Annotated in this window: 18 protein-coding genes and 1 pseudogene; 10 read left to right on the top strand and 9 right to left on the bottom strand. The window is 38.0% G+C overall.

Annotated features, from left to right (window positions below):
• Positions 1-24: 24 nt before the first annotated feature.
• Both AVJ19_RS02965 and AVJ19_RS02960 read right to left on the bottom strand, forming a co-directional pair.
• Positions 25-1,575, bottom strand: coding sequence for a hypothetical protein (locus AVJ19_RS02965; protein ID WP_111858326.1), 1,551 nt, complete (start codon positions 1,573-1,575; stop codon positions 25-27).
• Between the two features lie 160 nt (positions 1,576-1,735).
• Complete coding sequence (locus tag AVJ19_RS02960; protein WP_111858325.1) at positions 1,736-1,903, bottom strand: hypothetical protein; 168 nt, start codon at positions 1,901-1,903, stop codon at positions 1,736-1,738.
• Positions 1,904-2,166: 263 nt separating this feature from the next.
• On the opposite strand from AVJ19_RS02960, the gene AVJ19_RS02955 reads away from it, so the two are divergent.
• Entirely contained in the window at positions 2,167-3,417 is a 1,251-nt protein-coding gene (locus tag AVJ19_RS02955) for a hypothetical protein (RefSeq protein WP_111858324.1), read from the top strand.
• 12 nt (positions 3,418-3,429) lie between these two features.
• Positions 3,430-4,353, top strand: coding sequence for a hypothetical protein (locus AVJ19_RS02950; RefSeq protein WP_111858323.1), 924 nt, complete (start codon positions 3,430-3,432; stop codon positions 4,351-4,353).
• 71 nt (positions 4,354-4,424) lie between these two features.
• Here the strand turns inward: AVJ19_RS02950 and AVJ19_RS02945 are convergent, their stop codons facing one another.
• Complete coding sequence (locus AVJ19_RS02945) at positions 4,425-5,045, bottom strand: rhomboid family intramembrane serine protease (RefSeq protein WP_111858322.1); 621 nt, start codon at positions 5,043-5,045, stop codon at positions 4,425-4,427.
• 163 nt (positions 5,046-5,208) lie between these two features.
• Between AVJ19_RS02945 and nfuA the strand changes: the two genes are divergently transcribed.
• Together nfuA and AVJ19_RS02935 are read left to right on the top strand one after the other, a co-directional pair.
• Positions 5,209-5,847 carry a Fe-S biogenesis protein NfuA gene (gene nfuA, locus AVJ19_RS02940; RefSeq protein ID WP_111858321.1) on the top strand — a complete coding sequence of 213 codons (639 nt, stop codon included), beginning with the start codon at positions 5,209-5,211 and terminating at the stop codon, positions 5,845-5,847.
• A gap of 285 nt (positions 5,848-6,132) precedes the next feature.
• The gene (locus tag AVJ19_RS02935) at positions 6,133-8,217 is read left to right on the top strand and encodes a TonB-dependent receptor domain-containing protein (RefSeq protein ID WP_111858320.1); all 2,085 of its coding nucleotides are present in this window, start codon (positions 6,133-6,135) and stop codon (positions 8,215-8,217) included.
• Between the two features lie 55 nt (positions 8,218-8,272).
• On the opposite strand, the gene AVJ19_RS02930 is transcribed toward AVJ19_RS02935, so the two are convergent.
• Both AVJ19_RS02930 and AVJ19_RS02925 read right to left on the bottom strand, forming a co-directional pair.
• Complete coding sequence (locus AVJ19_RS02930; protein ID WP_111858319.1) at positions 8,273-9,283, bottom strand: hypothetical protein; 1,011 nt, start codon at positions 9,281-9,283, stop codon at positions 8,273-8,275.
• A gap of 12 nt (positions 9,284-9,295) precedes the next feature.
• Positions 9,296-10,263: pseudogene (locus tag AVJ19_RS02925) on the bottom strand (alpha/beta fold hydrolase).
• Between the two features lie 390 nt (positions 10,264-10,653).
• Here AVJ19_RS02925 and AVJ19_RS02920 point away from each other — a divergent pair.
• Positions 10,654-11,268: a carbonic anhydrase gene (locus AVJ19_RS02920; RefSeq protein ID WP_111858318.1), complete on the top strand. Its 615-nt coding sequence runs from the start codon at positions 10,654-10,656 to the stop codon at positions 11,266-11,268.
• Positions 11,269-11,353: 85 nt separating this feature from the next.
• On the opposite strand, the gene AVJ19_RS02915 is transcribed toward AVJ19_RS02920, so the two are convergent.
• On the bottom strand, positions 11,354-12,865 hold the full coding sequence (locus AVJ19_RS02915) for an outer membrane protein transport protein (RefSeq protein WP_111858317.1): 1,512 nt from the start codon (positions 12,863-12,865) through the stop codon (positions 11,354-11,356).
• 711 nt (positions 12,866-13,576) lie between these two features.
• On the opposite strand from AVJ19_RS02915, the gene AVJ19_RS02910 reads away from it, so the two are divergent.
• From AVJ19_RS02910 to AVJ19_RS02895, 4 genes are all read left to right on the top strand, one after another.
• Positions 13,577-14,752, top strand: a complete 1,176-nt coding sequence (locus tag AVJ19_RS02910; RefSeq protein ID WP_111858316.1) for an acyl-CoA dehydrogenase family protein — start codon at positions 13,577-13,579, stop codon at positions 14,750-14,752.
• Positions 14,753-14,908: 156 nt separating this feature from the next.
• On the top strand, positions 14,909-17,923 hold the full coding sequence (locus tag AVJ19_RS02905; protein WP_111858315.1) for a peroxisomal multifunctional enzyme type 2: 3,015 nt from the start codon (positions 14,909-14,911) through the stop codon (positions 17,921-17,923).
• A gap of 163 nt (positions 17,924-18,086) precedes the next feature.
• Entirely contained in the window at positions 18,087-19,268 is a 1,182-nt protein-coding gene (locus AVJ19_RS02900; protein ID WP_111858314.1) for a lipid-transfer protein, read from the top strand.
• A gap of 136 nt (positions 19,269-19,404) precedes the next feature.
• Positions 19,405-20,298 (top strand): metal-dependent hydrolase, encoded by an 894-nt coding sequence (locus tag AVJ19_RS02895; RefSeq protein ID WP_111858313.1) that lies wholly within the window; start codon positions 19,405-19,407, stop codon positions 20,296-20,298.
• Between the two features lie 77 nt (positions 20,299-20,375).
• Here AVJ19_RS02895 and AVJ19_RS02890 read toward each other — a convergent pair whose 3' ends face one another.
• From AVJ19_RS02890 to AVJ19_RS02880, 3 genes are all read right to left on the bottom strand, one after another.
• Positions 20,376-21,002 (bottom strand): superoxide dismutase, encoded by a 627-nt coding sequence (locus AVJ19_RS02890; protein WP_111858312.1) that lies wholly within the window; start codon positions 21,000-21,002, stop codon positions 20,376-20,378.
• A gap of 231 nt (positions 21,003-21,233) precedes the next feature.
• Complete coding sequence (locus AVJ19_RS02885; protein ID WP_111858311.1) at positions 21,234-21,857, bottom strand: superoxide dismutase; 624 nt, start codon at positions 21,855-21,857, stop codon at positions 21,234-21,236.
• A 285-nt stretch (positions 21,858-22,142) separates the two neighbouring features.
• On the bottom strand, positions 22,143-22,901 hold the full coding sequence (locus tag AVJ19_RS02880; RefSeq protein WP_111858310.1) for a Nif3-like dinuclear metal center hexameric protein: 759 nt from the start codon (positions 22,899-22,901) through the stop codon (positions 22,143-22,145).
• A 294-nt stretch (positions 22,902-23,195) separates the two neighbouring features.
• Between AVJ19_RS02880 and AVJ19_RS02875 the strand changes: the two genes are divergently transcribed.
• Positions 23,196-24,371, top strand: coding sequence for a S1C family serine protease (locus AVJ19_RS02875; protein WP_111858309.1), 1,176 nt, complete (start codon positions 23,196-23,198; stop codon positions 24,369-24,371).
• Positions 24,372-24,481: the final 110 nt, after the last annotated feature.

The raw sequence follows: 24,481 nt of genomic DNA, 5'->3' as shown, positions 1-24,481 counted from the left end.
TTGCAGCGTTTTTTATTTTTGCACTTATTTTCTTAATTTGCCAAACACTCGTTTGATTGGCAACTTTTCATTGGCAAAGCCATAAATTGCTGCAAAAGGCAGGGCAGTACGTGCTAAATATGCGACACGCCATAAGCCACCATGATTTGCCCCATCCATAATCAGTTCCAAAGGATGCTCGATCTGAGTGTCAGGATTTGCGACAGCATCAGGATTTTGTAAATCATGAATCCACAGCGCAGCCATGATGGCATTGGTGGTTTCAGGTGCAAAGGCTTCTACATCAAATAAACTCGCACCGTTAAATGCTGCTTTGAGTAATGGATTTTTCGTTACTGAAACAGTGGTTGTTGATGGTGCAATATTAATACTAACATGTTGTCCATGATGACGTGCTAATGTTGCTCGCCATTGTTGAATACGTTTTGCCAAAGCATAGTTTGGACCTTGTTCAACGACTAAACAGTCTGCAATGCCATAACTGTGTCCATTATCAGAGTTGATCAATTGCTGATTATTGGCTTTAAATAATTGCTTCAAGGATACTGTTGCAATGCTTTTACTCAGCCATTTTTCAACTTGAGAACGGGTTTGATGTTTATCCGTCGCAGCTTGAATCACTTCTTTGGGTACAGCATAGACATCGGTCGGTGTGCACATATACATCAACGAGCTATCAGGCTTTTGTGTGCTGACATAGCTCATGATGCTGTCCATCGCCATTGATACACGCACATGCTTTTCACCATCGAGATAAGCAATGGCAGCCAAATCTAAAGTATGAGGATTTTGTGCTAACCATTGAGCAATTTCAGGTGTTTGGGTCAGTAGATTTGCACCGAGCTTATTTTTAAGTTCATTGATTGATAAATTTTCAGCCAATACTTCAGTGCTTGGAGCATATAAAGTTGCATTGCCGTGTTGGATTGTATTGAGGATTTTCTCCCAAACTTTAGCATTAGGTAAATCAATGGCAATGATATTGGCTTTCCATTTTGCGAGCCAAGTGAGTGGACCAGCTTCAGATGCTGCACCAAACAAGACCATGCTCCGATTAGACAAATCAAACCATTCTGGATGTGCAATGACATTACGTAAAGCCTTGGCATGGCTTGGTTCAATAATGCCATTATTTTCCCATGTTTGGATTTGATCCAGTAGAGCTTGTCCTTGCAATTTTTGTCCATGATAAGGTACATACCACTCAGGAGCGGCAGTACTTTGTCCTTGAAACCGAACAGTATGTAAAGACTGAATATTAGGCACAGTCATGACATCTTTAAGCAGATAACGCTGCCCATCACGATAAAAATCAAAACTATTTTGTGCTTTAGCTAAGCCTTGTTTGGCGATGGTAATGGGCGCATTGATTGAACGAATGCCTTGAGAAACCAATGCTTTAAAATGTCGAGGATAGTTTTTACGCCAGTTTTTCTCGTCTGAAACTTTTTGTGCACTGTCTTGATCAACCAATGACAATGCTGCTGCAATAATTTCTTTACCGAGTGTTGAGGTGCTAACTTTTTGAGTTTCAGGATCAATGGGGAATTGTAAACCGTCAAGTGGAGTGGGCATGCAAAAAATCTCTATTTTTTCATCATTAATATACAGATGTATACATTATCCACGCCAAGTTTAAATATCTGGTGGCAATTTCTGCCAAAATAGATCACTTTTCAATAAAATTATTTGAGGTCAAAATGATCAAAAGTCTCTAAAAAAAGAGGCTTAGGTTTTAACAACGTCCTTTTTTTGCTTGTCCAGGTGGGCAAAAACCACCACGATCGTGGTCATGATGATGTCCATCAGGGTCTATGACAACACTTCCTGCGGGTGTGCGTACAGCACAAGCACTCAGTGAAATTAAAAAAATAGCAGTACACAAGCTAAATATTTTTTTCATGTTTTCATTCCTTGATCATAGTTTATTCTTTATAAATACCTTAAATTTAGGAAAATAATAGCGGATTTTTTACATGAAATTGTAATTTTTAGCATGATTTAAAATAATAGGATAGTAGAGAAATTTAGGCTGTGATGTTGACTATTATCTGACATATTTACAATGAATTTGCATGTAAATACCTCATTTGAGGAATAGAATAATTTTGATAAAACAATACATTGAGTGTGGGGAAATTTGATGTAAGAATCTGTGAGAAATTTATGAAAATTCAATTCGGGGCATATTTAGTTGCTGGTTTGGCATGTTTTGTCATAAGTAGTACACAAGCAAAAGATGTATTTTTTGCTCAAATTAATGTAGATCAAGGAAGTTATCAAACACAAGGATATAGCAATATTAGTGATGCGATTGATCAGTATGCATCAACCAATATGAAATTATTATTTCCAAATTATACAGAAACGACTTATGCACATTCTGCATTAAATCTAAGAGGTGTAAATACACAATTAGAATTTGCAAAAGATTCACCTCAATTACAATTTAGTATTCCATCTTTAGGTATTCATAAAACCTATGGTGCAGTAGGGGGTACACGAGAGCAAGCCAAAGAAGAATTTTTGAATGCACTCAAAGGTGAAGATAGTTATATATTAAAAGCGCTGACGAAAGAATGGGTTAAAAATACAGCGATTGATCCAGTGGCAGGTAACCCAAATAGTCTGATGAGTACGATGAGTGTCAGTACGACAGATGCAATGTCTGATATGACTTCAAATCATGCACTGGGTGCAAAAACCGAAGGTTCACGTTCTAGTTTTGGTATTGCACCGCGTTTTGGACGTTATACTCAAGGGGATTATGGAATAGATGTTTATAACCTGCCATTAACCTATAGTCATTGGTTTGCTGGTAATAAGATTGGTTTAGCTATTGATGCACCGATCACATTGGTGGATACAGAAGGCGCGTATTCTGGAAGTATTAACCTAGGTGTCGGGGTAAATGTTAAAGCTTATGAGAATAAAGATTTAACTTGGTTCGTGATGCCACAAGTACGTGTTGGTGCGACAGGTTCAGAGGATTTAGGTTCAGCTGCGATCATTTATGGTGGTGGTTTGGTGAGTAATTTACAGTTTCCTTTAAGTTGGGATGCATCTATTAATATTATTAATATGGCGACCGTGTATAAAACCGATTCGATTCAAATTGGTGATTATGAAACCCATTATGATTTAAAAAATACTGTACTGCGTAATGGCGTGGAATATAGCCAAGTATTAAAGCGTAGTATTAATAATAGCCCATTGATTGCGAAAGTCTCTTTGGCACGTACCGATTTTCATGGGGATGAGTTATATACCGAAGTGTCACATGACATTTCTGCATCGATTGGCTTTAAAAACCTGAAACCGAATGCATGGATTTCAGACTATCGCATTGGAGCAACCTATACATATACTGACAATGATTTAAAAGGTTTCATGGTTAATATGGGCTATACATTCTAAGGAGAATGTAATATGAAATATATTCTTCCAAGTATTAGCTTATTGTTGGCGACTAGTGCGAATGCTGAATTGATTATTCATGAATCAAAGCCCATTATAAAGGCGGTTGTAGCACCTGTTGAAACTGAAATAGTCGAAAATTCAACTTTAGCGCCTACTGTTGCTGAACAAACATCAGTCATTGTACCTGTTGAAATGCCACCCCAAGCTGTGACCACGGTTGAAAATGTAGCAGCAGTAGCCGATACAGCCTCTGAGCGCCGTATTTTAGGTTTAGCGTATGCAGAAAATGCAAAACCTTTTGTCGTTTTTGCAGAAGCTGGTTTGTTAGGTTTTGGAGTTGGTGCAGGTTTTTCTGTTAATTCATATCTAGACATTGTCGCAGGTTATAACGGCGGTAAATACAATGCTGAAGGTTTAGATTTTGAATTAACAAGTGGTATGAAAGTCGATCAAGTGGACTATGACAGCAAAGTTCAATATCTTGCTGCAAATATTCGACCTTTTGCAGGTGCATTTCATATTTCGCTAGGTCTGTATAATCAAGATATTAATTTTAAAGGGCAGTATTCTCCAAGTGATTTTTACTTAGATGATGGAGAGCGACCTGAATATGAGTTTAATCATGCAATTTTTGATGCTAACACAGTCGGAAATGTCAAACTTGATGTAAGTTTTGATAAAAAAGTTTTGCCATATGTTGGTATTGGTTGGAGTCCAAACCTCAGTAAACGCTGGGGCTTATCAACACAATTGGGCGCAATGTACGCAGGTGAAGCACAGGTCTCATATTATCCTGAAAATGGTAATACTTCAGTTCAAGATATAGACCAAACAACGACACTGGGTGAAGCACTTCGTGTTGAAAAAGAACTTTTTAGTAGCTCTTTAAAATGGATTCCTGTTGCTAAACTTGGTTTATGGATTCGTTTCTAGACATTTAAATCGAATATTAGTCATTCAAATGTGGCTAATATTCAACTTAAGATGTGATTTTGACATCAAAATTAGAAAGGTAATTGCATTAATTGATTGAAAAAATGAGGAATAACTTTTGGTTCAATGATGATCGTCATGACAACACCATAAGCAGCACCCCAAAGATGCGCACTGTGATTGATATTCGAATTGCCCTTTTTACCTGACCAAATGCTATAACCGACATAGAGCACGGCAAAAATAATCGCAGGAACAGGAATGAAAAAGACAAAAATCAACTTCCACGGCTGAAATAAAATATAGGCAAATAATACCGCAGAGACCGCACCCGAAGCACCTAAACTCGCCCATTGACTGTCATTTTTATGCTTTAAATAGCTTGGTAAAATTGCAAAGATTAATGCACCCAAATAAAATAAGACAAAGCCTAAGTCATAGAGATATTGGCGATAAAAACTTTCAATGATGCTACCAAAAAAGAATAAGGTAACCATGTTAAATAACAGATGCATACCATCAGCATGAATAAAACCATGTGAGATAAAGCGGTCATATTGTGATTTTTGTTGAATCGCAGGTGGCCAAAAAATAAGACGATCCATTACTGGACGTTTTGAAAAAGCAATCAAGGAGATGACCACGGTAATTAAGATAATGGTAATCGTGTGATTAAAAGGTAAATGCAGCATAAGTGTTCACTAAGCAAAGTTAGAAGATCAATTTAACAGCAATCATGCCATTAATTGCGATTAAATCATGTTGTTTTTCATCAATTCCGACAATTTTAGTTGATTTTTATTTATTCGTCCTCATCTTCAGTTAAAATACCGACTTCAGCTTGAGGATAGAGTTATGTCGACTGAGAACACCAATACTGCAGTTGCAGAAGAACTTCCAAATTTATTGATTACTCCAACTGCGCAAGAGTATTTGAAAGAATTATTGGAAAAACAAAATACTCCAGGCATTGGCGTTCGTGTGTTTGTAGAAAATGCAGGCACGCCACGTGCTGAATGTTGTATGGCATATAGCGCACCTGAAGAAGTGATTGCAACTGATTACCGTCAAGAATATGCAGAATTTCCTGCATTTATCGATTCACCATCAATACCATATCTAAAAGATGCGGTGATTGACTACAACAAAGACCGCTTTGGTGGGCAGTTAACATTCCGTGCGCCGAATTCAAAAGTACCTCGTGTTGGTCCTGATGCATCGATTGAAGAACGTATTACTTATGTATTGCAAGCAGAAATCAATCCAGGTTTGGCTGGGCATGGCGGTAACTGTGCATTGGTTGAAGTTGTTGAAGATGAAGAACATGGCTTAACTGCAGTACTTAAATTTGGTGGTGGTTGCCAAGGTTGTTCTGCGATTGATGTGACGTTGAAACAAGGTGTGGAAACGACACTAAAAGAACATGTTCCTGAACTAGCACGTGTGGTGGATCAAACTGACCATAGCCAAGCAGATGGTGCATATTTCAAATAATTTTGTTTGAAAATATTTTAGAAAGCTTCTCAAATCGAGGAGCTTTTTTTATGAGTGAATATTTTAGAGGCAGTATTTTACTTATTTAAAAAATTATAAAACTTAAAACAACCTTAAAAATTTAAACGTTTGGTTAAATATAAAGCAAATAGATAGGTTCTAGTTAAACTTAATAGGAATTATTATCATTATTATTGTAATTAGATTTACATTTGTTACACTTAGACACGCAAACTGCACTTTTCATTCTTTTTCTGTATTTTGAAACTCTCTGGAATACCTTTTATGTCAAACCGTATTATCCAATCTGTGCTGTCTATTTCTGTGCTATCGCTCATGATGGGGCAAGTTTACGCAAATGATTCACAAGAAAATTCCAGTGATATTCAAAAGAATAAAGCAGAGCCTGTGCAGCTTGAGACAGTGGTTTTAACTGCATCAGGTTATAAGCAAGATAAAAGTAAAGCGCCAGCAACAATGACGGTGATTAGCCAAAAAGAATTACAAAAACGTGAATATAGTGATATTACAGATGTATTGCGTAATACACCGGGGGTTGTGGTATCTGGTTCAGGTTCTGCGCAAAGTATTAGCATTCGTGGTATGAGTTCTAACTACACGTTGTTCTTGGTTGATGGTAAACGCCAATATTCTAAAGATGTTAACCCAAATGGTGATGATAACGGTTTTGAAAAAAATATCTTACCACCGATGGCTTCGATTGAGCGTATTGAAATTATTCGAGGTCCTGCTTCAACATTATATGGCAGTGATGCAATGGGTGGGGTGGTTAATATCATTACTAAAAAAGTCACTGATGATTGGTCTGGTACAGTAGAGCTAGGTACTGTCGTACAGGATTATGCCGATTCGGGTGATATTAAAAATGCTTCGGTGTATCTTGCTGGTCCACTGATTGCCAATAAACTTGGTTTACAATTGGGTGTGAATAAACAAGAGCGTGAAGAAGACAGTTATGTCGGTGGCTTTCGTGGTGTAGAGCGTGAAAGTTTAAATACTCGTTTAACTTATTTGGTAAATGATGAGCACGATTTGCAATTTGAAGCGAATTTTGTCACCCAAGATGCTGCTTCTACTGTCAGTAAAACAGTTGCACCTGCAAAAAATGCGGAGGATTCTGCTTCTCGAAATTATCGTAGTGTTTATTCTGTAACACATAATGGGCAGTATTCGGATAATTTAGAAAGCAAAACTTATTTACAATACGAAAATTCTAAAAATCCAGATCGTGCCAATACCACTTTAGATACCAAAGGTATTGAGCTTGAAACATGGACATTCAATAATCAATGGAATTGGGATGTTGCAAGCCATAAATTATCATTTGGTGCTTATTATAAAGATGAAGCTTTAAATGATAAAGCAACCAATCGTAATCCAAATATTCCTGAATTTAGTGAATTATCCCGTTGGTCAGCAGCCGCATTTTTAGAAGATACATGGCGTATCACTGATCGTTTTAATTTAACTGGTGGTTTACGTTATGACCATGATGAGAACTACGGTGGTAATGTCTCACCACGTCTATATGGTGTATATAGTTTAGATCATAACTTTACCATTAAAGGTGGTGTGTCTACAGGATATAAGCAACCTGATATTCGTGCTGCGACAGAAGGCTTTTATAGTGTAACAGGTGGCGGTGGTTCACCAACTTCAACAGGTCGTGGCATTATCCGTGCAAATCCTGACTTAGATCCTGAAACAAGCGTATCTTCAGAGTTGAGTTTAAACTGGAAAAATAGTTTCCTTAATGCCTCATTAACAGGTTACGTTACACAATTTAAAGACAAAATCACAGAAGTGAGAACCTGTGAAACAGATACAGATGGTTCAAATACCAACCGTAATAATGTTGCAGCATGGAAATGTGCTGAAGGTCCTACACCATTCTATTTCATCAGTGATCGTATTAATGTGGATGACGCAGAGTTAAGAGGAGTAGAGGCAACAGTTGAAGCAGCACTAACGGAATATACTAGTCTTACAGCAAATTATACATTTACAGATACTGAGATTAAATCAGGTGATTTCAAAGGTCAGCCTTTAAATGAAATGCCAGAACACATGTTTAATATCACTGTAGATCATGAGATTAATGATGCATTGAATGTATGGTCACGTTTGCATTATCGTGGAGAAACTTCCGCTTATCTTAGCCGTACTTCAATGTCTAATCCAAATCCTGGCTATGAGTTCTTAGATGTTGGTTTTAACTATAAATTTACCCCACATTTAAAAGGTAAATTTGGCGTTTATAATTTGTTAGATGAGACTGCAGAAAACTCAGATGGTGATCGTTTACTTGATGGTCGTCGTTATGGCATTAGTTTTGTGGCAAATTTCTAAAGTCTAATATTCGGATCTAAACAGATGGATTGAATTGTAGAATAAGAAAAAGGCGTTAAACGCCTTTTTCTACATTTAAAATCTGTAAGGTTTGTTCTGAATAATAGAACTTTTCCAAATAGATTCTTGCCCGTGTTTTTAGATGTTCAGAAGATACAAGTTGTTGAATAATGGGTGCAAGTAAATTTTGTAATTCATGTTCAATTAATGCTTCATCAATATTCAGATCATGCAGTAACAAATCAAAAGGGCGTTGCTGATTACGAATGTACCATGCGTAAACACCATCATGAACTTGCTGTTTGAGATAATCTGTCTGACGTAAATATTCCCAAATTTCATGCCCCATAGCGACAGTCTTCGGTAGATCATTCACTTCTACATAATTTCGTACAACATTTAATGGCTGTTTTTTGATTCTATGCCATAAATTTGCTTGGAAATGGTAGAGCTTATCATCATCAAAATGTTGGTTAATGACTTGCTCACTCAGTTGGCTAATTTTAATAATATTCTTTTGCAAATAATGCTTTACTGTATCATCTAAATTGGTATCAGTAACAGATTCTAGAACAGATTTCCCCATTTTCATAAAGCGACCAACACCGGGCACTTTTTTATTCATCACAGAATTATCCATATAATCTTGGATTGAATGATGAATCAGTTGTGTGAGCATGAGAGAAAATGCAGGATTATTCACAACTTTTTTAATCAATGCTTTTCGATGTGATGATTTACTCGCCACATATTGTGCGATTTTATCAATCGTGGCTACAGGAATAATATCTTCAATACAAGCATTGTCATTACTTGGGTGGATCAGTGCAAAACGGATATGTTCAGCGATTTGCTCAATCAAAAACTCACTGGCAGGTGTTGCTAAAATTTGCTTCTGTAGCAATTGATTAATTTGCTCGAAACTCCAAATACTTTGCAGCGTTTGTTTGCGAAACCAAAGATAAAATGCTTTAAATTCATTTTGGATGGTATCTGCTTGTGTAAATTCTTGATCTAAAAAAGCCAATTGTGCATCGATCAATTGTTCAATCATGGGATGAGTCATAATGATGCCTTATTATAAAATTTTCTGATCAGCCAAAGGGTTCTTTTGTAACTGAACTTTATCTAGAAAAGACAGATAGGCATCAACCACTTTATCAGGTGCTTCTAATAATGGCATATGACCTACTCGATCTAAAATTACAGGTGTTTCACTACGTTTGATCATCGTTTTAAGTTCTTGTGCAACTTCCATGTTAACGATTTGATCTTGTTTGCCCCATACAATCAATGTCGGAGCTTCAATATTTCTCACCATCGTAGCAAATGATGTTGTTGTATATAACTTATTTAAAGCATCGATTTGATCTATCACTCTTTTGGTATCCTGAGCCTTTAAAATCAAAAGTTTTTCACGTTCATTATTGATAATGCTTGGGGTAAATGGTGGATTGTACATGACTTTATTCATGACGAAATTTAAGTCACCTGCTTGTGCAACCAATAATTGTTTGAGATAAACAGGTGTTTTTAAATAGCTAGTATTATTGCTTTTAAATACACCACCAGAACTGAGTAAAAATAAACTTTTAGTATCATAAGGGTACTGAGATGCATAAAACATCGCAATTGCGCCACCCAAAGAATGCCCCACGACATTCAAATTATTTTGAATACGGGCTGCTTCGATAAAACGGCGCAGTTGTTCAGTGACATTAGGAACAGAAATATCAAAATTGCAGGAACTTGAGTGGTTCCTGCAAAAGGTAAGTCAGGCATAATTACATGATAATGACGGGTTAACTCATGAGCAACATCATTCCATGTATCACGACTACTCCCTAAACCATGAATCAATAAAACTGTGGGTTTACTGCGGTCACCACCTTCACTATATGACCAAACCACATCACCTACACGTAAGGTTTTACTCGATACACCTGCCCAAGTTCGCTCTTCTTGTAATACTTTTTGGTAATCAATCGATTCATGTGTTGCGGCATGACTGATATTTAGTCCTAAGCTAGACAAAGTAAAAGTCATACTACTCGCAATGAGTGCGGCTCTACAAAATTTAGAAAAAGTTTTTGAGGGCGTTTGCGGCATGAATCAGATTCCTTTTAAACAATTCACCATTATATAAAGCAAATGCAATTTTTTGATGACCTAGTTTTGCTAAAGTCTTGGTATATTTTGCATAAAATGTTAGTTTTTATCGCTTGTTGTTGATTAAATCATCTGTTGGATGTGGTTAAAGTGTCGATTGGTTCAAAGTATTTTTATATTTTGTATCATAATTGGTCAATGTTTATCTGTTTGAATGAAAACATAACACTTAACTTAATTTGTAACAGAGTTTATTTTTAGTCAGTGACAATCAAAATTGACAGTATTAAAATTAAATATATCTCCACACAATGGAACTGATGACACATGCTAACTGCTCAAGAAGCTTTAGAACGTTTGAAACAGGGTAATGAACGCTTTGCTCATGGCGAAACAAATCATAATAAGTTTTTGACACACCAACAACGAACAGAAATGGTAGGTAGTCAGGAACCTTTTGCCATTATTTTAGGATGTTCAGACTCACGAGTTCCTGCGGAGATGGTATTTGACCAAGGTTTTGGTGATTTATTCGTGATTCGTGTGGCAGGGAATATCGTTGCGCCATCACAAGTGGGCAGTGTAGAGTTTGCTGCAGAGAGTTTTGGTTGTCCTTTGGTCATTGTGCTAGGACATAGCCATTGTGGTGCGATTCACTCAACGATAGAAGCACTCAAAAATCCTAATACACCGCCTTCAGCAAACCTAATGTCGATTGTGAATCGTGTCCGTCCTTCTGTTGAAATTTTGATGCAAACAGAGTTAAAAGATGATCTTGAAAAATTATCTATGCATGCAGTGAAGTCAAATGTATTTGCTTCTGTAAATCAGTTACGACATGGTTCAGCCGTACTTGAAAGTTTGATTGCAAAAGGGAAGTTAAAAGTGATTGGTGCGGAATATTCACTCGAAACTGGTGAAGTTCTATTTTATGACTTTTAAGCCTGAGTATTTTAAAGTTTAAAAGTGTATATGAAGAGTTGAAATAAAAAATCCCACAATGTTGTGATTTTTATAAGGTTAATGCTTAGAATTTATAACCTAATTTTAAACCATAAGCGATCGCATTGTTATCTGTAAATTCAGCAACATATTCGCTTCCACCTGCTTGTGCACCTGTTTGTGCTTTAGCATCACCTAACCAGAAGTATTTTACACCGCCAGCGATAAAGGTTGCAGGTGTAGGGTTAAATTGAACGCCTAAACCGACATTCCAATAGCCTTCTGTTGGACCAAGTGTAGAAACTGGATCGCCTGCACCAGAGTCCCAACCGACAGAAGCTGTACCTGCCCATTTGTCATTTAGTTTACGACCAACACCTGCATTGACAGACCACTGATCATCTGAGTATTCAACGAGATTAAAGCCTTTATCCTGTTTAACTAAAGGACCAACCAGTTTAGAGATTTCACCGAATTTATGAGGTTGAATTGAGAAGTCTTTCCAATTGACCCAACGGATATTGGCAAAGGCAACCGTATTTTCCATAATACCAGTTTGTAAGTCTAAATTGACTGATTGTGGTGTGGTAATTTTAGTTTTACCAGGTGCTTTGATTTTTTTGTAATCCTCTTCAGTGATTTTTAATGCCGTAAGTACAGCGGGATTTGAGTCCAAAGCAGATTCAGCAGAAAGTGTTTCAACTGCACTTACATCATGATCGATTTCAGAGCGATATGTGATCGATGCTTTTAAGGCAATTTCAGGAATTTGATATGAAGCCCCTGCTAACCAACCTACACCGCCAGTTTCTTTGATTGATGCATCATAGCCATTATAGAGACTATACGCTTGACCACGTAAACTAACTTTACCTTTAATGGTTTGGTATGCAGCACCACCATAGAGGTTAATATTTTTAATAGGTTGGAAACCGAAAATCATCGATAAGTTTTGAGTATCGACTTCAACTTGAGTAACACCCTTACCAAGTCCAGCATCAATTGGTGCTAAAGTACCTTTAACTGTTTTTTCAATTCCTGCTAATACGCCATCATCTATTTTCTTTTTAGCTTCAGGACTTCCATTGTAGGCTGTTAAAGTTTGTTGATATATCGCTTGCCCTTGAGCAGAAGTTAAATCTACTCCTTGGGATTTGAGAGCTAAGCCAACACGTTGTTCGGCACTAAGCGGTTTTAGTGTTGCATTTGCTAGATTGGTAACACTAGCATTGCTTAAAACAGTATCTGCTCCTGGATTTGAAACGAAAACATTACTTCCATGATATTTCGCATCTGCACCAAAAGGTTGATCATATAAAAGACCAAAAGAAATATTGTCTGTCAATTGAAGTTTTAACGCTGCTGATGGGAAATAATAATCTTCACCCATATCTTCAATATTACGGCGTGTTTCACTTGTTCCAGCTTCACGACCTTCAACAGTTGGATCTAAAACAGAAAGACCTGCTTCAAAATAGTTATCAGGTTGTAAAAAAGCGGACATCGATTGACCAGATCGATCTAGCGCTGCAGCAAAAATACTTGTTGCAGGTAATGTTGCAAATAAAATAGCAGTAGTTAGCGTTTTTAATTTCATTTTAGTTTTTCCCTAGCCATAAAATGAATGATTTGAAGCATTTGTAAACAAAACTTAGAATATTTGTAACTTACAAATAGAGTTTGAATTTTACCTCTTTTTACAAAATAACATATAAAAAATAAGAGTAAATACTCTAAGAATTGAAAAAGTGAAAAAAGTGTAAACGGTGTAGTTTATTATTTAGACTAGAAAATTTTAAATTTAAATGAATCATATATTTATATTGATAAGTTTGACTTAAATAAAATATTAAGATTTATTTTTTAATGGTGAAAAATCGGACTCTATAGAAAGTTTTAGTGAGCTTTTTTGTCTAAAAAATAGAGTGAAATTACAAAGAGTAACGATGAAATAATTTAAAAATTTTTGTAGAAATCACAAGTACTATTTTCAATGTAGTTGCATTTTAAACGATCATCTGAGCTTAAAAATGAGTCTTGAAAGATCAAATAACCAGATAAAAAAAATCAATTGGCTCTATTTAACGATTATAGAATCCATCGTAGAACATTGGATAATTATTCTCAATAACCTTGTTCGATCAATTTAAACTTGGCAAAAAGCATCATTTTTATGAATTGAGCTATCTTTAATACAATTGACGAAAAATCATCCACATTTTAAAACTAGAGATGAAAGTTAATTTTTTAAGTTTAAGTTTTTAACTTTCAACCGCCAGAAAAATAAAACCAATTCAAAGGAAATGTAATGTCAGCTTTAAATATTCCACAACTTGTCGCACCAATGATTCCCCGCACTTTATTCAGTACTGAACATGAACAATTTCGTCAAACCGCACGGCGTTTCTTTGAAACTGAAATTGCACCACACAATGAAAAATGGGCAGCGCAGCAGCATTTAGACCGTAATTTATGGAATCGGGCAGGTGAATTAGGCTTGCTATGTTGCACGATGCCTGAGGAATATGGTGGCTCAGGTGTAGATCGTTTGTATTCAATGATTTTGATGGAAGAACAGGCACGCGTCGGAGATTCTGCATCAGGTTTTTCGCTACATTCGGATATTGTGGCAAATTACATTAACAACTTTGGAAATGAGCAACAGAAGCAAGATTGGTTGCCGAAAATGGCAACAGGTGAGGTGGTGGGTGCGATTGCGATGACTGAGCCGGGGACAGGTTCTGATTTACAAGCTTTGCGTACGACAGCCGTTGAAGATGGTGATGATTATATTATCAATGGTTCTAAGATTTTCATTACCAATGGTTATCTGTGCGATATGGCTGTGGTTGCGGTCAAAACAGGTAAGGGCGAGAGCGAAGCACAGAATGTATCTTTGGTGATAATCGAAGCATCCCGTGCAGGATTTACCAAAGGGAAACCATTGAAGAAAGTGGGTTTGCATGGTCAGGATACGTGCGAATTGTTCTTTGATAATGTGCGTATTCCAAAAAGTAATTTACTGGGTATGGAAGGCATGGGCTTTATCATGTTAATGAAAGAGTTAGCATGGGAACGGATGATGATCGGTATCATTTGTGCAGCAGGTGCAGAGTTTGCTTTGGCAAGTACAGTAGAGTATGTCAAACAGCGTAAAGCGTTTGGAAAACCTGTTTCTGCATTCCAAAATACTCGTTTTAAATTGGCGGAAATGCGTTCTGAAGTTCAAATTGCACGGACGTTTGTTGATCAGTGTATGCAGCTTGTTTTGAAGAATGAACTGTCAATTGAAGCCGCATGTACAGCGAAATATTGGGTATCTGATCTTGCCTGTAAAGTGGTCGATGAGTGTCTGCAATTGCATGGTGGCTATGGTTATATGATGGAATATCCAATCGCCCGTGCGTATTTGGATATGCGTCCAAATCGTATTTATGGTGGTACCAATGAAATCATGAAAGAGTTGATTTCACGGACGATTTAAATAGTGATAGGCATTAATGAATACCCAAAATCTCCCCCTCTTGCGAAGCAAGCTTCTCATCTTTAAAAAGAGGGGAACTTCCATTGATTAAAATTTATTTTTGGTTATGGATAGATGTAAGTTAAACAATAAAATAATCAAATCAGGGATATAAAAATGTCAGAATTACGTTTTGATGGACGTGTAGCCATTGTCACAGGTGCAGGTGGTGGCTTAGGACGACAACATGCACTCACCCTTGCAGCACGAGGCTGTAAAGTGGTGGTGAATGACTTGGGTGGTGGCGCACATGGATCAGGTCAGTCTTCATCGGCGGCCGACAAAGTCGTGGAAGAAATTCGTGCCGCAGGCGGTGAAGCGGTTGCCAATTATGACTCGGTGGAAAATGGTGAAGCCATTGTTCAAACTGCATTAGATCATTTTGGTACTGTGGATATTGTCATTAATAATGCAGGGATTTTACGGGATGTCAGTTTTGCCAAAATGACTGAGCAGGATTGGGATCTGATCATGCGTGTACATTTGAATGGTTCAAAAAGTGTCTCACATGCAGCTTGGCCAATCATGCGTGAAAAAGGTTATGGTCGTATTATCATGACGACTTCAGCCGCAGGGATTTACGGAAACTTCGGTCAAGCCAATTATTGTGCGGCAAAATTGGGTATTCTTGGTTTAGCCAACTGTTTAGCGGAAGAAGGTCGCAGTAAAAACATTTTCGTCAATACCATTGCGCCCTTAGCAGCGTCACGTTTGACTGAAACCGTGATGCCACCTGATTTATTGGCTTTGCTCAAACCTGAAGCGGTGAGTCCTTTGGTGGCTTGGCTTGCTCATGAAGATTGCAAGGAAAATAAAGGCTTATTTGAAGTCGGGGCAGGCTTCGTTGCTAAACTGCGTTGGGAGCGTACAGAGGGTTATATTTTCCCGAACAAACGCCCATTCAATGTCGATGATGTGGCACGGCATTGGGACAAAATTACCGATTTCACAGAATCAACTCATCCTACTTCAACCACAGAATCATTCACGCCGATTCTTGAAGGTATCAACCATCCAAACTTAGGCGGTAATGAATTCATCGACTTGGATGTTGCATCTAAAGCCAAACTTGAGATTGAATCGTCTTATGATGAACGTGATTTGTCACTTTATGCATTGGGCATTGGTGCGGCACAAAATCCATTGGACAGTTCAGAACTTGCCTATGTCTATGAGTTGGGCAGTGAATTCCAAGCCTTTCCAACTTATGGCGTGATGCCACAAATGAATGCCATGTTGCAAATGGCAAAACAGGGCGTTTCACTTCCGGGTATGAATTATGGTTTCGACCGTGTGCTACATGGTGAGCAATATACCGAAATTAAACGACCTTTACCGCCACATGCCAAGCTACAGCATACCTTCACTTTAAAAAGTGCCTATGACAAAGATCCAAATGCTGTGGTCACTTTTGCAATTTCGTCTAAAGATGAAAATGGTGAAGAACTCATTTACAACGAAATGACCGCATTTGTACGTGGTGCAGGCGGTTGGGGCGGTGATCGTGGTGATTCGACCGAAATCAATGTTGCACCTGAGCGCGAACCTGATGCTGTGATTGAAGAAAAAACTGATGTGAATCAAACACTGTTGTATCGTTTATCAGGCGATTGGAATCCTTTGCATGCCGATCCTGCATTTGCCAAAGCTTTTGGTTTTGATCGTCCAATTTTACATGGCTTATGTACTTTTGGTTTTAGTGGTCGCCATGTGATTAAAGCATTTAGCAATAATGATGGACGTTATTTCAAAAGTATCAAAGTACGTTTTGCCAAGAGTGTCTATCCGGGCGATACCCTTGTCACCAAAATGTGGAAAGAATCGGATACAAAAATCATTTTTGAAACATGGGTGAAAGAACGTAATGAAGTGGTGATTAAGAATGCTGCCATTGAATTATATACAGAAATTCCTAAGGCAAAAGCCAAAGCAAAAACTGAGCAAGCATCTGTTCAGGCAGTACAGACTTCTAATGAACCTGATCGTTTAATTGCCAAAGATGTGTTTAAAGTCATTGCAGAGCATGTCGCACAACATCCTGAATTGGTGGATAAAACCAAGACTTCATTCTTATTCAAACTCAAAAATCCTGATTCAATGTGGACGCTTGATCTGAAAAATGGTGCGGGCTCATGTACGCAGGGTGAAATTGCTAATGCGGATGTGACACTTGAAATGGATGAAGAGCACCTTGAAACGGTGGTGACAAGTTCATTGGCCGATGTGCAAAAGTTGTTTTTTGGCGGTCAGTTGAAAATTGGTGGCAATGTTATGGCTTCCAATAAGCTGATTGTATTGCAAGAGATTGATTCTAAATTATTTGCTGACGCGAAAAATCAACGTATTGCCAATGGCAGTAATGCAGGATCATCCGACAGCACAACAAACTCAGCTTCTACAGTAAATACGGAGATCACGCTTGCGGATGTCTTTACTGCGGTAAATCAACATATTGCAAATACAGCAGGCATTGTCGATAAAACCAAAACTTCATTCCAATTTAAACTGAAAAATCCTGAATCGACTTGGTTTATTGACCTGAAAAATGGTGCAGGTAGTGCAGGTGCAGGCGAGGTTGCCAATCCTGATGTGACCCTTGAAATGGATGAGGAGCATGTGCCAACCGTGTTTAATGGCTCACTTGCCGATGTACAAAAGTTGTTCTTTGGTGGTCAGCTAAAAATTGGTGGCAATGTGATGGCGTCCAATAAGTTGATCGTACTGCAAGATATGGACAAAAAGCTGATTGATCGGGCACGTGATGCACGTGTGGCTTCAGGAGATACAACACAGGCTGCGGCAGCACCGACAAGTACAGCCAAAGTAGCAAAAGCACCTGAAATTTTCACAGCATTACAGAATCGTTTAAAAGATGAAAGTAATGCAAACCATACTTATCAATTTAACATTACTGAACCGAATGAATCTTGGACAGTGAATTTAGCCAATGGCAGTGTACAACAGGGTAGCGATGCCAATGCTGATGTGACTTTGACCTTGTCTGATCATCATTTGGCGGCGTTGGTTTCAAGTCAGCGTGAGATTCGTGACTTGTATCAGCATGGTGATGTGGTGGTGGATGGTGATATTCGTTTGGTGCATCAGATGCAGTTTTTAAGTGGATCAGTTTAATTTGAAGATTGAATTCATATTTAACTCGTAATGGAAGTTCTCACTTACTTTAAAGGATGAGAAATAGAATTTCGTATGAGGGATAGGATTTATATAAAAAAAATTTCCCTCATCCTAACCTTCTCCCAAAGGGAGAAGGGACTTTAAAAATCAGGATAATAAAATGAAAAGACGTGTCAATGTAATTGGTGTCGGCATGACCAAATTCGCCAAACCGGGTGCAAGTGCTGAATATTATGAAATGGCGAAAGAAGCAGGACAGAAAGCCTTACAGGATGCCAATATCCAATACAATGAAATCGAACAGGTTTTTGCAGGCTATGTGTATGGTGACTCGACTTGCGGACAGCGTGCAGCTTATGAACTTGGCTTAACAGGTGTGCCGATTGTCAATGTGAATAATAACTGTTCTACAGGTTCAAGTGCTTTATTCCTTGCCCGTCAAGCCATTGAAGGTGGATTGGCTGAATGTGTACTCGCACTTGGTTTTGAGAAGATGGAAAAGGGTGCATTGGGCGCAAAATTTAATGACCGTGAACCACCGATGGGGCAACATGCGCAAGTCATGTTAAATGTACAAGGTTTCAATTCTGCACCACCTGCGGCACAAATGTTTGGTGGCGCAGGGCGTGAGTACCGTTGGAAATACGGCACGAAAAAAGAAACTTTTGGACAGATTGCAGTCAAAGCCCGTAAACATGCGAGTAACAATCCTTATGCCTTATTTGGTCAAGTGCTGTCATTAGATGAAATCATGGCATCGGACAATGTCTTCGATCCATTGACCCGTTTTCAATGCTGTCCGCCAACTTGTGGCGCAGGTGCAGTCATTCTATGTTCTGACGAATTTGCCAAAAAGCATAGTATTTCCAATCCTGTTTATATCGCAGCGCAGTCAATGACCACCGATTATGCCTCGAGTTTTGAAGAACAAAGCATGATAAAAATGGTTGGCTATGACATGACCAAACAAGCCGCAAATCAAGTCTATGAAGCGGCGGGCATCGGTGCAGAAGATGTCGATGTAATTGAATTACATGACTGTTTTACGGCTAATGAATTACTCACCTACGAGGCATTGGGGCTTTGTCCTGAGGGCGAAGCTGAAAAATTCATTTGGGATGCAGACAATACCTATGGTGGTAAATATGTCACTAACCCATCAGGTGGTTTATTGTCTAAAGGGCATCCTTTGGGTGCAACAGGTTTGGCGCAATGTACTGAATTGGTGTGGCAATTACGTGGTACAGCCGATCAACGTCAGGTCGCAAATGCCCGTATTGCCTTACAACATAACCTCGGTTTGGGTGGAGCGTGTGTCATTACCATGTATCGCCGTGACTAAAACTGTATCAAATTCAGCAAAATGGATTTTCATGACATGGAAATGAGTTGAAATGACATAGCGAATTGTACCCATACGGGTACAATTTTGTTAAGGACATCACGTCAATTCAAATAAATATAGACAGGATTCAGCTATGGGTATTCTACAGAAATTTATTAAATCTACGGTTTATCATGAGCCATTACCAATTCGCCGTGATATTCGTTTTGACTTACCTGCAAATCGTATTGCAGATTGGCATACAGAAGCGGGACCGATTTTTACTGCATTATTGAATACTTTCTCCATTGTTTTGCCAATTGGTGAGCGATTCTTTATTGATGCAGTACGTGCGCATCGTGATTTGGTTGAAGACCCTGAACTTAAAAAAGCGGTAACTGCATTTATTGGTCAAGAAGCCATGCATGGTCGTGAGCATGAAGACTATAACAGTGCTTTGTTTGCGCGAAATCCGATTGCACCGAAGTTTGAAAGCTTTGTACTTGGTGTATTTGGTTTAATGAAAAAGCATTTACCTGCATCATATTCGCTTAGTGCAACCATTGCACTTGAACATTTCACAGCGTTACTCGCAGATTCTGTGTTGCAAATTCCTGAATTATTTGATGGTGCAGAAGAACATTATGCCAATATTTGGCGTTGGCATGCTTTCGAGGAAACAGAACATAAAGCTGTAGCTTATGATGTGTGGAACACGGCAATGGGGCAAGGCATTTATGCTTATTTATTGCGTAGCTTTGGTTTAGTCGCTGCAACCATCGTGTTTTGGGGCTTTGTACTGCCTGTATTTACCAAAATCGTAATCGATGAGAAAAAATTGACTGATCTTCCAAGTTGGAAAAAAGCGTATAAATATACTTTTGGTGAAGTGGGTGCATTGCGTAGGCAATTGGGCAATTATATTGATTATTTCCGCCCGAATTATCATCCTTGGGATCACGATAACCGTGAAAAAATGATGGCTTTACAAGATTTGATTTATCAATTGGCTGATGCAACAGCGGCTAAACAGAAAAAAGTATCTTAATTTTCTACAAGAGAATTTGAGAAAATAAAAAAGCCAGTCGAGATTTACTCGACTGGCTTTTCACTTTAAACAGCGAATTATTTTTCTACACCAGCTTCTTGACCAGCATATTTCGCATTTGCATAATCCCAGTTTACAAGGCTTTCAAGGAAAGTTTTGATGTAAGCAGGACGTGCATTACGGAAATCGATGTAGTAAGCGTGTTCCCAAACGTCAATTGTTAATACTGCAACTTTACCATGAGCAAGTGGAGTATCTGCGTTTGCAGTTTTAAGGATAGAAAGTTCGCCATTTACTTTGTCAGCAACCAACCAAGCCCAACCTGAACCGAATTGAGTTGTTGCAGCAGCAGCAAATTCTTCAGCAAATTTTTCATAAGAACCAAAAGCTTCATCAATTTTTGCAGCCAAAGCGCCAGTTGCAGCACCGCCACCATTTTTAGCTAAGCAGTTCCAGTAGAATGTGTGGTTCCACACTTGCGCAGCATTGTTGAAAACACCCGCTTTAGATGCATCACCAGCAACAGCTACGATGATTTCTTCTAAAGATTTGCCTTCAAGGTCAGTGCCTTTGATGAGGTTGTTTAAGTTAACCACATAAGTGTTGTGGTGTTTGTCATGGTGAAATTCTAAAGTTTCTTTGCTGATGTGTGGCGCGAGGTCATCATAACCATAAGGAAGTGCAGGTAAAGTAATTGTTGACATGTTCTAAATTCCTTGCAATTAAGCTGGGTTTTAAATGAAGTACTCCTGTATTGTAAATGATTCTATGGACAATAGGGCAGTCTTTTAATACACAAAATATGCAAAAAATTTCAGTATTCAACATATGCGATACATAACTTCAAGTTAGAACGCACCATGTATTGCGTTATGCTGCTTAACATTCTAACTTAAAGTTTTGTCTTCTGTTGATTGAGCTTAACAATCAAAAACTCATGTTTGGTTTGCTTGTAAAGCTTCGAGATAGCGACGATTTACCTCATGCCAATCCACTACATTATAAAATGCTGCAATATATTCAGGGCGACGGTTTTGATATTTGAGATAATAGGCGTGTTCCCATACATCTAAAGCTAAAATAGGAATGTTACCATGCATCAGTGGCGAGTCTTGATTCGGACTGCTTTCCACAACCAATTTATGTTCTGGAGTGACACTGAGCCAAGCCCATCCGCTGCCAAAACGACTGATCGCAGCTTTGGTAAATGCCTCTTTAAAAGCCTCAAAACCACCAATATCTTCTAGAATTGCTTGAGCAACATCTCCAATTGGCTCGCCACCGCCTTGTGGATGCATCACTGTCCAAAATAAAGAATGATTGGCATGACCGCCAGCATTATTCATCACCATATTTTTTAGATTTTGTGGAACTTCATTGATTTTGGAAACTAATTCTTCAACTGTAAGCTTTTCCCATTCTGTGCCTGCAATCGCAGCATTAATGTTATTGATATAGGTTTGATGATGTTTACTATGGTGAATTTCCATGGTTTTTGCATCAATATTCGGTTCAAGCGCATCATACGCATAGGGAAGTGTTGCTAGAGAATAAGCCATGCTATTGGATTCCTTTAATTTTAATCGTGTTAATGAAAGAGGAAAGATTGTGCTTTATTATTGATTTAAATGTTAATGAGAATCAATATGTTTTTCATTTACTTGTTTTATTTATCGATTTTATTTAAATAAATTTATATATATCATATGTATAGTGTTGTTTTTAATAACCATTGGAGATCCCTCAAATTATCTACTGATATGATTCGAGACATCTCCTATTTTAGGAATAAAATATAAAATTATTTATATTCAATTGCTTATGTGCTTTTAAGCTAAAATAGTTTAGATCGGATTATTTAATTCGAAATAGCTGTATTCAATATTAAATTGTTCTGCGATTGCTTTACCCAATCGTTGCACACCATAACGCTCAGTTGCATGATGTCCACAGGCAAAATAATGTACATTTAACTCCTGTGCTTGGTAGAACGTTCGTTCACTCACTTCGCCTGAAATATAAGCATCACAATCTTGCGTTGCAGCTTTTTCAATAAAGTCTTGCGCGCCACCTGTACAGAAGCCTACTTTTTGAATTTGGCTTTTGTCAGCAGCTAAATGAATGGTATTGAAGCCTAATTTTTCAGTTAATAACGTTTTGAATGCTTCAGGTGATAATGCCTGCTTTAAATAGCCAATATTGCCAATCGGATGACGTTCACTTGGATCAAGTGCTTCAATATTTTGCAGTTCTAAGAGATCAGCAATGGCAGCATTATTACCTAGAGTTGGATGTGCATCGAGGGGTAAATGATAACCAACGAGAGAAATGTCATGTTGAATCAAAGTCTTGATACGTTTGCCACGCATGCCTGTAATTGGGTAAGCTTCACCTTTCCAAAAATAACCATGATGAACCAATAACAAATCAGCTTGCTGAGCAATCGCAGCTTCAATAGCACTTTGTGATGCGGTAACCGCACAGAGAATTTTTTTGACCTCAGTTTTGCCTTCAATTTGCAAACCATTGGGTGCGTAGTCTTTAAACTCAGCCGCTTTTAAGGTTGAATCACACCACTGAATAATATCGGATAATTTTGCCATAATGCTCTAATCTATTTACATACAAAAAGTATTGGAACCATCATTATTAAAATGATCTTAAACACATCTCATTCAGCGAGATGTAGGAATTTATTTGTGTTTGCAATTGCAGTGTTTATTATATGAAATATCAATAGACACTAAACACAATGCCAGATTGTAGTAATCTGTTAAATTGTAACTAAAGCTGAACAAAACTCCTTGTGTTTTTTAGGTTTATTTGTTGATTTGGATTACAATATTGAAAATACTTTCACATCAATGAATTAAAAAACTCTTAAGAGGAACGAAAAAGTGCGCCGCACCTTTACATGGCTACCTTGGGTGTTACTCATCCTAGTAATTATTAGTTTTGTCGTATGGCAAAAATTACAACAACCTAAAGCACCCATTGCAGCAGATGGGGTAAAAATGCCTGCTGAAAAGGTTGAGCCATTAGTGGATACTTCACGTACTGGCGGGGTGGTCTCTTATAGTGCTGCGGTCAAAGTTGCAGCACCTGCGGTGGTCAATATTTTTACAACACAAAAAGTGAAACAAAATCATCCATTATTGAATGATCCCGCGTTTCGTGAGTTTTTTGGAAATCAAATTCCTGAACAAAATCAGGGGCAGAATGAAAATAGCCTTGGATCAGGTGTGATTGTTCGACCTGATGGTTATATTTTAACCAATAATCATGTGATTGAACAAGCAGACCAAATCGTGGTTGCTTTACAAGATGGTCGCCGTGCAGAAGCTAAAGTGATCGGTACTGATCCTGATACTGATTTGGCTGTGATTAAAATTGAGTTAGAAAGTTTACCTGTCTTGCCATTTAAACTTAGTGGCAATGAAGTCGGTGATGTTGTCCTTGCGATTGGTAATCCATTTGGGGTAGGACAAACAGTTACTCAAGGTATTATCTCTGCAACAGGTCGTTCTGACTTGGGCATCAATACTTATGAAGACTTCATTCAAACCGATGCAGCGATTAATCCTGGTAACTCAGGTGGTGCATTGATTGATGTGGCGGGCAATCTGATTGGTGTGAATACTGCCATTTTCTCACAATCAGGCGGTTCACTTGGGATTGGTTTTGCCATCCCTGCAAAAATTTGCCAACAGGTTTTAAATTCAATTTTAAAAGATGGTCGTGTCATCCGTGGTTGGTTAGGTATTAGCTTAGTTCCACCAACACAGGTCGATGTATTAGCACCTCGTCAAACAGGTGTCGTTGTGGCTGATGTATTGAAAAATGGTCCTGCTGCGGATGCTGGTTTAAAAATTGGTGATCGAATTGTCAAAGTAAATGATGAGGAAATTACATCGACTTCGCATTTAATTAATTATGTAGCGCTACAAGCACCAAATTCTGAAATTAAAGTCGCCGTGATTCGTGGGCAAGAGACTTTAGCGCTCATAGTAAAAGTGGGTGAACGTAAAGTGGAACAAAGTGATTCACAGTTTATTCCATTGCCAAAGCGTTAATCAAAAAGTGTGAATAATAGTATTTAAGCCCTGAACATTCAGGGCTTTTTTATTATTTATTCCATTGGCTATTTCTTATATTTCAGCATTATTTTGAAAATAGGTAGTAT

Origin of the sequence: Acinetobacter sp. CFCC 10889 (assembly GCF_003268395.1) — a bacterium.
In the GTDB taxonomy this organism is placed as follows: domain Bacteria; phylum Pseudomonadota; class Gammaproteobacteria; order Pseudomonadales; family Moraxellaceae; genus Acinetobacter.
The sequence above is the reverse complement of the archived record's forward strand: the minus strand, read 5'-3'. Positions and strand labels throughout refer to the sequence as shown.